The organism is Capsulimonas sp., from assembly GCF_039929585.1.
Classification (GTDB): Bacteria; Armatimonadota; Armatimonadia; order Armatimonadales; family Capsulimonadaceae; genus Capsulimonas.
Map to the genome: position 1 here is coordinate 1 of NZ_JBDSQY010000335.1, position 13,190 is coordinate 13,190.

10 protein-coding genes are annotated in these 13,190 nt (G+C 59.9%); 7 read left to right on the top strand and 3 right to left on the bottom strand.

Annotated features, from left to right (window positions below; genetic code table 11):
* Positions 1 to 634, top strand: a 634-nt coding sequence (locus ABIZ35_RS25375) for a DUF5110 domain-containing protein (RefSeq protein ID WP_348222728.1), incomplete at its 5' end; no start/stop codon positions are given.
* A 237-nt stretch (positions 635 to 871) separates the two neighbouring features.
* Here the strand turns inward: ABIZ35_RS25375 and ABIZ35_RS25380 are convergent.
* Complete coding sequence (locus tag ABIZ35_RS25380; protein WP_348222729.1) at positions 872 to 1,801, bottom strand: metalloregulator ArsR/SmtB family transcription factor; 930 nt, start codon at positions 1,799 to 1,801, stop codon at positions 872 to 874.
* 81 nt (positions 1,802 to 1,882) lie between these two features.
* Between ABIZ35_RS25380 and ahcY the strand changes: the two genes are divergently transcribed.
* The 4 genes from ahcY (at position 1,883) to ABIZ35_RS25400 (ending at position 7,487) form a co-directional block, all read left to right on the top strand.
* Positions 1,883 to 3,313, top strand: a complete 1,431-nt coding sequence (ahcY, locus tag ABIZ35_RS25385; RefSeq protein WP_348222730.1) for an adenosylhomocysteinase — start codon at positions 1,883 to 1,885, stop codon at positions 3,311 to 3,313.
* 216 nt (positions 3,314 to 3,529) lie between these two features.
* A complete protein-coding gene (metE, locus tag ABIZ35_RS25390) occupies positions 3,530 to 5,890 on the top strand; it encodes a 5-methyltetrahydropteroyltriglutamate--homocysteine S-methyltransferase (RefSeq protein ID WP_348222731.1) in 2,361 nt (786 codons plus the stop codon).
* 22 nt (positions 5,891 to 5,912) lie between these two features.
* Positions 5,913 to 6,836 (top strand): methylenetetrahydrofolate reductase, encoded by a 924-nt coding sequence (locus tag ABIZ35_RS25395; protein ID WP_348222732.1) that lies wholly within the window; start codon positions 5,913 to 5,915, stop codon positions 6,834 to 6,836.
* A gap of 48 nt (positions 6,837 to 6,884) precedes the next feature.
* Positions 6,885 to 7,487, top strand: a complete 603-nt coding sequence (locus ABIZ35_RS25400) for an ankyrin repeat domain-containing protein (RefSeq protein WP_348222733.1) — start codon at positions 6,885 to 6,887, stop codon at positions 7,485 to 7,487.
* A gap of 97 nt (positions 7,488 to 7,584) precedes the next feature.
* Here the strand turns inward: ABIZ35_RS25400 and ABIZ35_RS25405 are convergent, their stop codons facing one another.
* Positions 7,585 to 8,049 carry a hypothetical protein gene (locus ABIZ35_RS25405; protein WP_348222734.1) on the bottom strand — a complete coding sequence of 155 codons (465 nt, stop codon included), beginning with the start codon at positions 8,047 to 8,049 and terminating at the stop codon, positions 7,585 to 7,587.
* 200 nt (positions 8,050 to 8,249) lie between these two features.
* Here ABIZ35_RS25405 and ABIZ35_RS25410 point away from each other — a divergent pair, with 200 nt between their 5' ends.
* Complete coding sequence (locus ABIZ35_RS25410; RefSeq protein WP_348222735.1) at positions 8,250 to 11,888, top strand: family 78 glycoside hydrolase catalytic domain; 3,639 nt, start codon at positions 8,250 to 8,252, stop codon at positions 11,886 to 11,888.
* Positions 11,889 to 11,900: 12 nt separating this feature from the next.
* Here ABIZ35_RS25410 and ABIZ35_RS25415 read toward each other — a convergent pair whose 3' ends face one another.
* Positions 11,901 to 12,245 (bottom strand): hypothetical protein, encoded by a 345-nt coding sequence (locus tag ABIZ35_RS25415; protein ID WP_348222736.1) that lies wholly within the window; start codon positions 12,243 to 12,245, stop codon positions 11,901 to 11,903.
* A gap of 66 nt (positions 12,246 to 12,311) precedes the next feature.
* Between ABIZ35_RS25415 and ABIZ35_RS25420 the strand changes: the two genes are divergently transcribed.
* Positions 12,312 to 13,127: an ATP-binding cassette domain-containing protein gene (locus tag ABIZ35_RS25420; protein ID WP_348222737.1), complete on the top strand. Its 816-nt coding sequence runs from the start codon at positions 12,312 to 12,314 to the stop codon at positions 13,125 to 13,127.
* Positions 13,128 to 13,190: the final 63 nt, after the last annotated feature.

Genomic DNA, 13,190 nt, shown 5'->3' on the forward strand with positions numbered 1-13,190 from the left:
CAAAAACAATGCCGGCGAGCCGATGCCCGAACAAGCGGCGACCACCGACGCCGTTCGCAGTCTCTTTCAATTACGCATGTCCCTGCTTCCCTATCTATACTCCGCGTTTCACAGCTATGCCGAGACCGGAACGCCGCCGACGCGGGCGCTGGTAATGGATTGGCCCGACGACAAAGGTTCGCATGGCATTGACGATCAGTTTCTCTGCGGCCCGTCGCTAATGGTCGCCCCAATAATCACCGGGGAGACCAAGCGCGACGTCTATCTGCCTCCAGGCGTCTGGTACGACTACTGGACCGGAGAAAAACTTGCCGGCAGCCGCAAGATCGAAGGCGTCTCCAAACCGCTGGATCAAGTTCCCTTATACGTCCGAGACAATACCCTCCTGCCGCTGGCCGAGCCCATCGAGCACGTCACCTCCGACACGCGCTTCACGCTGACTGTGCGCGTTTACGGCGAGGCGCCGACGCCCATCACGCTCTATGCCGATGACGGCGAGACTTACGATTACGAGCACGGCGCGCTGAACCGGGTGACGTTGAGTTGGAATGGGGGCAAGGGAGAGATCGTCACGAAGGGCGGCTACACGGGGCCGGAGCGTTATGAAGTCGTGCGGTGGACGCCGGTGGGGTGAATAGGAGCGTTACTGTCTCCGTTTCCACAGCTGAAGCAATGGTCTAGTCAGGGGTAAGGCGGCTAAAGCCGACTGTAGGATTTCAGATTGTGGCAAACGCCTCTTCTCTCCTAATCTGACAGTCGGCTTTAGCCGCCTTACCTCTGACTAGACCATTGCTTCAGCTGTGGAAACGTGGACGGGCCGATTTCGAATGGTGACGAATGCCTTCTGACGATCTCTGATAGCGCCAGTTGTTTACCCTCCCTTCTCCGCCACCGCCATCACCGTCTCAAAGTGCGGGGCGTCGTCCTCGCGCCCAACAATCGAAACATCGATCGCCTGGAACCCAGCCCCGCGCAGAAGCTCGATCAGCTCGACCTGGGAGAAGCCGAGCCAGACATCGCCGTACAGTTCGCGGGCGCCGTCGAAGTCGTGTTTTAAGAGGTCGAGAATGGCGATGCGGCCGCCGGGGCGTAAGATACGGCAGGCTTCGAGAATGGCTTTCTTGGGATGCAGGGCGTGGTGGAGCGCCTGATGCATTAAGACAAGATCGACGGATTCGCTGTCGATGGGGAGTTCTTCCAGATCGCCGAGACGATATTCTAAGTTCGCGACGCCGTTGCGGCGGGCGATATCCGCGCCGTACTCCACCATTTTCACGGAATTGTCCACGGCGATCACGCGCTTGGCGCGCTGGGCAAGGGAGAGGGAGAGCGTTCCTTCGCCGGCGCCCAGGTCGGCAATGTCAATCGGCGGCAGCAGACGCAGGAGCATTTCGGAAAGCGCCTTCCAGCTTCGGCCGGGAACGTAATCGCGGCCGAAGCGGCCGGCCAGCTCGTCGAAGTAGCCGCGCAGGTCGTCCTTGCGGCGATTGAGGATGAGTTGTAAACCTTGATCGTCGTGCGCCGCTTCGGCGATTTCTTCCGTGCATCGGCTCAGGACTTCGGTCAGAATCGTCTGCGCTCCAGGCGGGGCGGACGCTCGGTAGATGCTCTTCTGGCCGACGCGCCGAGCCTCCACAAATCCCTCTTGCTTCAATTGAGAGAGCTGCATCGAAATGCTGCTCTGCCCGACGCCGAGTATTTCTTGCAATTCGGCGACGCTCAAATCTTCCTGCGCCAGAAGCCTCAAAACGCGCACGCGGCCCTTGTCGCCCAGCAATCGTAACGATTTCAATAAGTCCATAAAACTATTATATCAAGAAATCATGATTTATTGATGTTTTTCTGGATTAATGTGCGGTATAATCCGAGCGGAGGAAATTTTATGACCACCGTTTTGGAACCAGTCGTGGCGAACGACTATAAAGTCGCCGACATTTCCCTGGCCGATTGGGGCCGCAAAGAGATCGGCGTCGCCGAGTTCGAGATGCCCGGCCTGATGTCGATCCGCCGGAAGTACGCGGTGGAGAAGCCGCTGCAGGGCGTGCGCATCACCGGTTCGCTGCACATGACGATCCAGACCGCAGTCTTGATCGAAACCCTTGTGGACCTTGGCGCAATCGTCCGCTGGGCGAGCTGCAACATCTTCTCGACCCAGGACCACGCCGCCGCCGCCATCGCCGCTACCGGCGTTCCGGTCTTCGCCTGGAAGGGCGAGTCGCTGGAAGAGTACTGGTGGTGCACCTACCAGGCGCTGGCGCACACCGATGGAACCGGCCCGGAGCTGGTCGTCGATGACGGCGGCGACGTTACGCTTCTGATCCACAAGGGCTACGAGCTGGAGAACGGCTCGGATTGGGTGAACAGCCCGTCGGAGAGCCACGAAGAAGCGGTCATTAAGGACCTGCTCAAGAAGGTCTACGCCGAAACCCCGCACCGCTGGCATGATGTTGTCGCGGCGTGGCGCGGCGTCTCCGAGGAGACCACCACCGGCGTCCATCGTCTTTACAAGATGCAGGCCGACGGCCAGCTTCTGGTTCCGGCGATCAACGTCAACGACAGCGTCACCAAGTCGAAGTTCGATAACCTGTACGGCTGCCGGGAGTCGCTGGCCGACGGCATCAAGCGCGCCACCGACATCATGCTCGCCGGCAAAGTCGCGGTTGTCTGCGGCTACGGCGATGTGGGCAAGGGCTCCGCGCAGTCGCTGCGCGGCATGGGCGCCCGCGTCGTCGTCACCGAAGTCGATCCGATCAACGCCCTTCAGGCGGCGATGGAAGGCTACGAAGTGAAGACGGTGGACGATACCCTGGGAACGGGCGACATCTATGTCACCTGCACCGGCAACGTCGATATTCTGACCTTCGAGCAATTGTCCAAGATGAAGGACCAGGCGATCGTCTGCAACATTGGCCACTTCGACAACGAGATCCAGGTGGATCGCCTGAACACGGCGCCGGGCGTGACGCGCACCAACATCAAGCCGCAGGTGGACCAGTATACCTTCGAAGACGGCCGCTGCATCTTCATGCTCGCCGAAGGCCGTTTGGTCAATCTCGGCTGCGCCACCGGCCACCCGAGCTTCGTGATGTCCGCCAGCTTCGCGAATCAGACCCTGGCGCAGATCGACCTGTGGGCGAACAAAGACGTCTACGAAGTCGGCGTCTACACCCTGTCCAAAAAGCTGGACGAGGAAGTCGCCCGCCTGCACCTGGAGAAGATCGGCGTCAAGCTGACCACGCTCACCGCCAAGCAGGCCGACTACATCGGCGTCCCGACCGAAGGGCCGTACAAGCCGGATAGCTATCGGTATTAATCGATAGGATCTGACGGATGGTTAGACGCGAAACCCTCAGAACCGCGGGTATGAAACCCACGTCTGGGAGATGCTTCGCATCTAACCGTCCGTGCCGGACGGACAAATGATGGACCATCGACCGCCTCCGCATCATATTTAGTGCGGAGGATAATTCGGCAAACGTTCAAATGAATATTAACGATATATTTGTTACAATCGCAATTTAGGATAGCCATGTCTCTCAAAACACACAACCTTGGATATCCACGTATCGGCGCGCGGCGCGAATTAAAAAAGGCGCTGGAATCCTATTGGGCCGGCCGGTCCACGCAGCCAGAACTCTTAGATACGGCGGCCACCCTGCGTAAAGCGCATTGGACGGCGCAGCGCGACGCTGGGATCGATTGGATTCCGTCCAACGACTTTAGCTTTTACGATCAGACGCTCGATGCGAGCGTTCTCTTCGGTGTCGTCCCTGAGCGATTTCAGGCCAATGAGAACGGCAAGGTCAGTCTCGATACTTATTTCACGATGGCGCGTGGCCTCGACACGGAGAACCATTCGACGGAGGGCGTCGCCGCTCTGGAGATGACGAAGTGGTTCGATACGAACTATCACTATCTTGTGCCGGAGTTTGCCGCCGACCAGAAGTTTGTGCTGTCGTCGTCCAAACCGCTCGATGAATTTCGGGAGGCGCTGGCGCTTGGCGTTCAAACGACGCCTGTGCTGCTCGGGCCTGTGTCTTTCTTATTACTAGGCAAAGCGCAGGGCGAGGGTGGGGATGATGTCAAGACACATCTTCTGCGCGACCTCCTGCCGGTCTACGCGGATCTGCTCAGCCAATTGAAAGCCGCCGGAGCTAAGTGGGTACAGATCGATGAGCCGTATCTTTGCCTCGATCTGACCGCGCAGCAGCAAACTTGGTATGAGGAGGCCTATCGTATACTCGCCGCCGGGGATACGCTGAAACTTATGCTGACCACTTACTTCGGCGATCTGCGCGACAATCTTTCGCTGGCCTGTCGTCTGCCCATTGACGGCTTGCATATCGACGCCGTGCGCGCCCCGCAGGAAGTCGACGCCGTTTGTGACGCACTGCCCGAAGGCGTTTTACTGTCCGTCGGTGTTGTGGACGGACGCAATATCTGGCGCAACGATTTTGCAAAATCGCTCGAACTTCTGCGCTCCGTTCGGGATCGCATCGGCGCGGATCGATTGATCGTGTCGCCATCGTGTTCGCTGCTGCATTCGCCGTATGCGCTCAAGTACGAGAAGCAGATCGATCCAGAGATTAAGAGCTGGCTGGCGTTCGCGGAAGAGAAGCTGGCCGAAGTGAAGATGCTGGCCCAGCTTGCCGTCAATGAAATCGGCGCCACAAATCCGACGCTGAGCGCGGCCTTGCGTGAGAATACAGAGGCCATTAACGCACGGCGCGCGAGCTCGCGCATTCACAACGGAGATGTCAAAACGCGGATCGAGTCCATCGGTGAGGATGATTTCCATCGCTGCACGCCGTTCGCCGAGCGCGTGACGGCGCAGCAGACGCATCTAAATCTGCCGCTGTTTCCCACGACGACCATCGGCTCGTTTCCGCAGACCGCCGATGTGCGCGCAGCCCGCGCCCGGTTCAAGAATGGGGAGTGGTCTCAAGAGCAGTACGATGCATTTTTGGAAGAGCAGACACGAGACGCCGTGCGCTGGCAGGAAGAAATCGGCGTCGATGTGCTGGTCCATGGCGAGTTCGAGCGCAACGACATGGTGGAGTACTTCGGTGAGCGCCTTTCGGGATTTGTCTTTACGCAAAACGGCTGGGTGCAGAGCTACGGCTCGCGCTGTGTCAAGCCGCCGGTGATCTTTGGCGACGTCAGCCGGCCCGCGCCGATGACCCTGCGCTGGACAGAGTTCGCGCAGTCGCTCACCGACCGCCCGATGAAGGGCATGCTGACCGGGCCGATCACCATTCTGCAATGGAGCTTCGTGCGCGACGATCAGCCGCGCTCGACAACGGCGCAGCAGATTGCGCTGGCCCTGCGCGATGAAGTGCGAGATTTAGAGCATGCGGGCATCGGCGTCATCCAGATCGACGAGCCTGCCCTGCGCGAAGGTCTGCCGCTGCGCCACGCCGACCGGGACGCCTACTTGTCTTGGGCCGTCGCGGCGTTCCGTCTGGCGTCCTCGGGCGTGCAGGACAAAACTCAGATCCATACGCACATGTGTTACTGCGACTTCAACGACATCATGCCGAGCATCGCCGACCTCGACGCCGACGTGATCTCCATCGAGACCGCCCGCTCGCAGTCCGAACTTCTGGACGCGTTTGCACGGTTCGAGTATCCAAACGACATCGGCCCCGGCGTGTGGGACATCCACTCGCCGCGCGTCCCGTCAGAACAGGAGATGATCGCGCTTCTGGAAAGCTACGCCCGGGTGATCGATCCCCGGCGGCTCTGGGTCAACCCCGACTGCGGTCTCAAGACCCGGCAGTGGGCGGAAGTGCGCCCGGCCATGCTCCATCTGCTGGCATGCGCTCGCGCCGCGCGTTTGAGTTTGGGGGAGCGCGCTTTAGCGCTGATTGGGAACAATGCAAGCAACTGAGATACCGACAGTGAGAAGGCCTGTGACGTTCCAAATCGACCTGCAAAACAAGGAGCAAATTCTGTTCCTCTATAGCACGACCCCACCGCGCGCCAACATCGAGCAGGAGCGCCTGGAAAGCGCCGCCGCGCGTCTGGCGCGGCGGGCAAACGGCATGGCCTTGAACGGCGTCGTGGTCTACGATGTCCAGGAAGAAGGAGAACGGACGGACGATCCCCGTCCGTTCCCCTTCCGTCCCAGCATCGAGTCGCAAGCCTACGCCCATCACCTGCGCGCCGCCGTGCGCGCGCCGCTCATCACCTACAAATGCATCGCCGGCATGTCCGAATGTGAGTGGAAGCGCTGGCTGTGTGACGCTGGCGCAATGGGGATCGAAGCCGTCTCCGTGGTTGGCCTCGCCAGTTCCCGGATGAAACAGCCGGGGATCACGCTCACACGCGCCTTAGAAATCGCGACGGAATACGCGCCTCAGCTCGCCCTCGGCGGCGTCGTCATTCCCGAACGCCACATCCGCCAAAACGAATGCGATCGTCTCCTCAAGAAAGCCGATCTGGGATGCCAATACTTCATCTCTCAAGCGATCTATGATCCTGACCTAACGATCCGTCTGCTACGAGACTACGCCCGCGCCTGCGGCGAAATCGGCGTCGAACCCAAACGCATCTTCCTGACCTTCGCGCCTTGCGGCTCTGAGAAGACGCTGGAGTTCATGCGCTGGCTGGGAATCCAAATCCCGGAAGCGACGGCGCGGAGAATATTGACGGCGGACGCGCCCGCCGCTGAGTCGGTTAGCGTATGTGTCGAGAACTTTCAGCGTATCCAAGAGGCGGTGGTGGAATTATCGATTCCGCTCGGGGTGAACGTGGAGAGCGTGTCGGCGCGGAAGGACGAGAGCCAGGGCGCGCAGGAATTGCACCATGCTTTGTATCATTTAACTCCTATATAAAACTGGTTTGGACCATGAGGAGCGGATTGCCATGAGGAGCGGATTGCCATGAGAAGAAATGTGGAGCGGACGCTTCAGGACATCGCGCTTCATGACGCGGCTCGCATGGGGAATCTTGCGGCGGCGCGTGAGGCGATCGCCGGCGGCGCCGATGTCAATTCGCAGGATGAGGAGCACTACACGACGCCCCTGCAATGGGCGGCGGCGTTCGGGCAGACGGATGTCGTTCGCTTCCTTCTCGACGCCGGCGGCGATGTCAGCTACGCGGATGAGAACGGCGATACGCCGCTCGGCAGCGCCGTGGGTAACGGCCATCTGGAAATCGCGCGCCTTCTGCTGGAGCGCGGCGCGGATGTGACGGTGGAGGACTTCGGTGGACGTCCTCCGCTTTTCTCCGCCATTGCGCTTGTGCGGCAGGATCTCGTGAAGCTTCTGCTGCAAGCAGGCGCCGATGTCAATTACCGTATCTATAACGGCTCCACGCCGCTCATGGAGGCGGCGGAAACGGGCGACTTAGACTTGCTTCGGCTGCTGATTCAAAACGGCGCCGGCGTCACCCACGCCGATGGCGACCGCCGCACCGCCGCCGATTACGCGCGTGACGCCGAACACTACGCCGCCGCCGCTTTCCTCGAAGACGCCTCCGAATAATCTCAAGAAGCACATCCCGCACCGCCGTCTTGTTCCCCTCTTTGACGGCGCCATGAAGCATAATGGCCTTGATTTTCTCCCGTGACCTGTTACTGTGTCAATTGTAGTGATAGCCGTAAATCTTCATGCCAGCCGGCGTGTCCACAACCACCACATTGACTGGCTTCGATCCACCGGCATACTGCGCCTGATAATTCAGCGTCACTGTCGTTACACCGTTATTTGTGTTCACAAACCAGCTCGGTTGCTGCTTGTAGGTGACAGGCCCATGACGCTTGACGATCAAATCCTGTAGATCCTTCATTTCTGCGGGTGAGGTCGTGGATTGGATCTGCGGATCGAGCATTAAGTAGGCGTTCGCATACTGTCCGGCGCTCATGGCGCTGAAGAACTTGTCCGCAACTACCGTCGCCGCCTGCGTCTCGCGCATGCCGCCTTTGACGGCCGTGAAGACGCAGAAAACGATCAGCGCAAAAATCGCCAATCCTCCGATCACCAGCGGGACGACAAATTTCGGCCGCCTCGGCGGTGGAGCTTGCGGATAGGATGGGTAATTGTTCATATCGAGTTAGTCCCGAGCGAACGCAAAAAGTTGCAGGCCGCTCCTCGCACGATGTTACCTGAATAAGCGCTATGACGGGCAAGCGCTTCTCATTTTTTCTTTACATCCCAAGCGGTCTCTGGTACAATGAATGTCTCAATCCATATAAAATCCATAATAAATCCAAAACTCCAAAATCGAAAAGTACGAGTGATATACGCATGAATGATGAAACGAAAACACGTCCTGTGGCCGGCGGCGACGCTCTTCGAATGACGCGGCGGCAGGCCGTGACGCTGGTCGGCGCGGCGATTGCCGTTCCAGCTGTGATGGCCCTGAATGATTTGGAGCCGGCGCCCGCAAACGCGGCCATGAAGAATGGGTCGGAGGGGGCAATGCTGCTTCAGAACTTGCGCTGTGAATATCGGGTCAACCCGATTGGAATCGATGTCGTGAAGCCGAGGATGAGCTGGACGATCGGCGGCGCCGGGCGCGGCGCCCGGCAGACGGCGTACCAGATTTTGGTGGCCTCGTCGCCCGAGGCGCTGGCGCTGGGCAAAGGCGATCTTTGGGATAGTGGACGAGTGAAGAGCGATCGGTCTTCAGGGGTTGCCTATGCGGGGAAGAACCTCTCATCACGTGTACGCTGCTTTTGGAAGGCGCGGGTTTGGGATCAGAACGGCAAGGAGACCCCCTGGAGCGAGGAGGCTTCGTGTACGCTCGGGCTTCTGAATGCGTCGGATTGGAAGGCGAATTGGGTTACCGAGGCTGCGCTGGCCGATGAGGCGAACCGCCCGCGTACGCCGATCCATTGTTATCGCAGCGAGATCGCGCATTCGGCCGACACCGTGAAGTGGATCGTTCTGGACCTGGGCGCGTCGAAGACGTTCGACGGCGCCTGCCTTCAGCCCGCCAAGCCTGCGGGGACGAATGGCGATATCTCCACCGTGTGGTATCCCGTGCGATTCAAGATCGAGGTCTCGGACTCTCCAGACTTCGGCGACGCAAAGACCATTGTGGATCGGACGGCGCACGATCTATGGCCGCCGCATCCGGGTTTTTCCGATCCGGAGCGGTATCGGTTTGCGAAAGTCACTGGCCGCTATGTGCGGCTGTGGGTGAGTCGCCTTGCGCTGTGGGATGGATCGGATTATGTGCTGGGCCTCGGGCGTTTTCAAGTCTTCGACGGGGATAACGACATTGCCGCAGGCGCGCAGGCGAAGGCGTCGGATTCGGTGGAGACAACAGAATACTCTGTTCGCAATCTGACGGACCCGCAGGCGAAGATCGCTTACAGCGCGACGCCCGAGTTTTTGAAGGCGCATGTGGACGGCGTTACTTCCGTGTCTCGCGTTCCCATGCTGCGCCGTGAGTTCGAGGTGGACGGCAAAGTACGGAGCGCCACGCTTTACTGCTCCGCGCGCGGGTTCTATGAGGCGCGCTTGAATGGAAAGCGCGTCAGTGAAGACCTTCTTGCGCCGGGCTACACCGAGTACAACCGGCAATTGGCGTACCAGGCATACGATGTCTCCCAGTATCTACAGGGCGGCGCCAATGTGCTGGGCGCCCTGCTGGCCTACGGCTGGTATGCGGGGCGCATGAATTTGAACGACAATGCGTATATCTACGGATACTTTCCGCAGCTGCTCGCGCAATTGGAGATCGAGTATGCCGATGGACGCCGCGAGGTCATTTGCAGCGACTCTGCCTGGAAAACGAGCCTCGACGGCCCCGTGCGCTGGTCTGATTTACTTGATGGCGAGGGATATGACTGCCGCAAAGAACTGTCCGGCTGGGATCTGTCTGGTTTTGACGCCAGTGCGTGGAAGTCTCCCACGGTAGTTCGCCGGGACAATACCCCGATCGAGTGGCAGCGCGCTCAGCCGGTGCGCCGGATGCAGGAGTTGAAACCCGTGGCTGTCAAGCAGGTTGCGCCCGGCGTGACCGTCTTCGATATGGGCCAGGAGTTCGCGGGGTGGTGCCGTGTGAACGCCGACGGGCCGGCGGGAACGCGCATTACGCTCAAGCACACCGAAATGCGTCACGCCGATGGAACCATCAATCGCGACAATCTCTGGGGAACGTCGATCGCGGGCGCGTACGTCGCGGCGCAGGAAGATTATTTCCTGGATGGGCGTGGGCCGCGCGTGCTGGAGCCGCACTTCACCTACCATGGAATTCGGTTTGTTGAAGTGACCGGGCTGGCGCAGCCCGCGACAGTCGATACGCTCGTTGGGATCCACGCGCGCACGGACGCCAAACAAGTCGGACATTTTGAGTGCTCGAACACGCTGTACAACAAGCTGATGACCGCGTCGCGCTGGACGCAGCAGAATATGATGTACGACATTCCCAACGGCTGCGCCGGGCGCAGCGAGCGATTGGGGTGGTCGGGAGACATCCGGCCGTGCGTACAAACCGCTCTCTTCCATTTTGACAGCGCGGCGTTTTTTGAGAAATTCAGTCATGACCTGCGCGTCAGTCAATCGGACGAAGGCCGTTTCACGGATATCTGCCCGCATGCCCATTTGCGCGATACGAATGTGGTGGTCGGCTCGCCCGGCTGGGCGGACGCCGGCGTGTCGCTGCCCTGGGAACTGTACTTGAATACGGGCGACGCGCGCATCCTCTCGGATCACTACCGGGCCGCATGCCGGTGGGTGGACTACATTCATAAGAACAATCCCGATCTTCTGTGGACGAACGCGCGCGGCATGAACTGGGGCGACTGGCTGAGCGCCGGGCCGGCCACGCCGAACGACATTGGGGCGACGGCGTTCTTTGCGCACGACGCCGACCTCGTTGCGCGTATGGCGGATGCGCTGGGGCATAAAGCCGACGCGGCGCGTTATCGGAAATTGTTTGCGGGGATCAAAGCCGCCTTCGTGCGCCGTTTCGTCACTCCCGAAGGCCATATCGTCGTTTCCGGTGCATCCAGCGACGTCACTAAGATCGTGCGTGACTTGATGAAAGACCAGAACCTCAATCTGAAGGTAGGTTGGGCCGCGCTCGGCGACCCTGCGCCCAACGTGGCCAAAACTCTCCGGCTGACCTATAAAATCGGCGGTCATACCGAAACGAAAGACTATCCAGAAGAGTCGGTCATTTCCCTGTCAGGGAATGGACAGCCGCTGGAGATCGTGGGCGCCATTTTCGGCGTGCTCCCCGACAGCTCGAACACGGCCGACGTGCAGGGCAGTTACGCCCTCGCGCTGCAATTCGACCTGCTGGACGGCCCAATCCGAACGCGCGCCGCCGCGCGCCTGGCGCAAGTGATCGAGCGTGACGGCGGTCATCCCATGACGGGATTCTGGAGCAGCGTTGAGATGCTCAAAGCGCTGTCCGAGAACGGATATCACGACGTTGCCGCTCGGATGTATAACTTGACCACAGTGCCTTCCTGGGGGCATATGGTGCAGGGCGACAGCACGACGATGTGGGAGAGCTTCGACGCCGACACCCAGAAGCTCTCACTCAACCATTGGACCCACAGCGCCACCGGCGAATGGCTCTGGCGCTATATCGCCGGCATCGCCCCGGACGAAGCGCAGCCAGGATACCAGGCCGTTGTGATCCGTCCGCGCCCCTGCGCCGAAGTGGATTGGTGTAAGGCGTCGTATGATTCTCTGCGCGGCCCCGTCAGCGTCGATTGGAAAACAGACAAAGACGCGTTCATCCTGAACCTCACGGTCCCGGCGAACATGACAGCCACGGTCTATATTCCCGCCAAAGACGGCGCCAAAGTGACGGAAGGCGGCCGGGCGGCCGCCGACGCGCCCAACGTGCGTCTGCTGCGCCGAGAGGCGGGGAATAACATTTACCGGATCGAATCGGGGGAATACAATTTCGCGGTCGTGTAATCGGCTCGAATGCTAATCCTCGTACTCGGTTGGGGCGACTTCGTAATCGCCCCCCGGTTCTCTGGGAAGCTTTTGATCTTCCGAGGGAACCATCCGTACACTGGCGCCCGTTCGAAACGTTTCCCGCCCACAGACGGGACAGTGCTGTTCATCTGCTGCGGGCAGGAGCGCGTCTCCCGTACTCGTCGGGTGGCTGGCGCCGCTCTTGTAAAAAGCGGCCTCAATCATCCAGCCGCCCCATCCACACCCCTCCTTGGTGACGGCGCACACCGCGTAGACCATCCACATGTAGTCGGGAACGGCGACATCCCCTCGTTCAATCTCAAGCAGACTTTGGAATTTGCGTGGAAACGGCATTTTTATTCTCCTGATCATCGGGGGTATTATTTTCTACCATGACGCCAATACGCCAAAGGAAATGAATTGAACGAAACCTCTCATACCCCGCCTGCTTTGCTTAAGATCGACGCCGCAACAGTCTCGCGCGGCGGCAAGCATATCCTGGACGCTCTCTCTCTGGAAATCGCCGAGGGCGACCACACGGCCATTGTCGGCCCGAACGGCTCCGGCAAATCTACGCTGATTAAGCTGATCACCCGCCAGCATTACGCCCTGGCGCACCCAGACAACCGCCCCTCCATCACCATCTTTGGCGAAGACCGCTGGAATATCTTTGAGCTTCGCGCGCTGCTCGGCATCGTCTCCGCCGACGTGCATCTTGCCTTCACCACCGACAGCGAACTCATCGGCTACGACGCCGTGATCTCGGGTTTTTTCGCCAGTCAGGGGATCGCGAGCCACCACGAAGTCACCTCCGATATGCACGCCGCCGCGCACGCGTCGCTGGCGCTGGTTGAGGCGTCGCATCTGGCCGAAAAGCCCATGGAGCAGATGTCCACTGGCGAAGCCCGCCGCGTCCTCATCGCCCGCGCCCTGGTCCAAGACCCGCGCGCCCTGCTGATGGACGAACCGACCACGGGACTAGACCTCGTCGCCAGTCGCCGCTTTCTCGAAACCATGCGCCAGATCGCCGCGCGCGGCAAGACGGTGATCTTAGTGACGCACCACATCTCCGAAATCCTGCCCGAAATCGAGCGTGTGATCTTGATGAAGGATGGCCGTATCTTTCGCGATGGCCCGAAGGCGGAGATTTTGACGACGGAGCATCTATCTGAATTGTTTGGAGCGCGAGTTGAGGTGAGGAGAAATGGAGAATATTATGAAGCGGAGGTTGCCTAACCCCCCATCGAGCTGAAGCTCGATCTCCCCCTTCCCTGCGAGCCGCTTCGCGGTGGGAAGTGG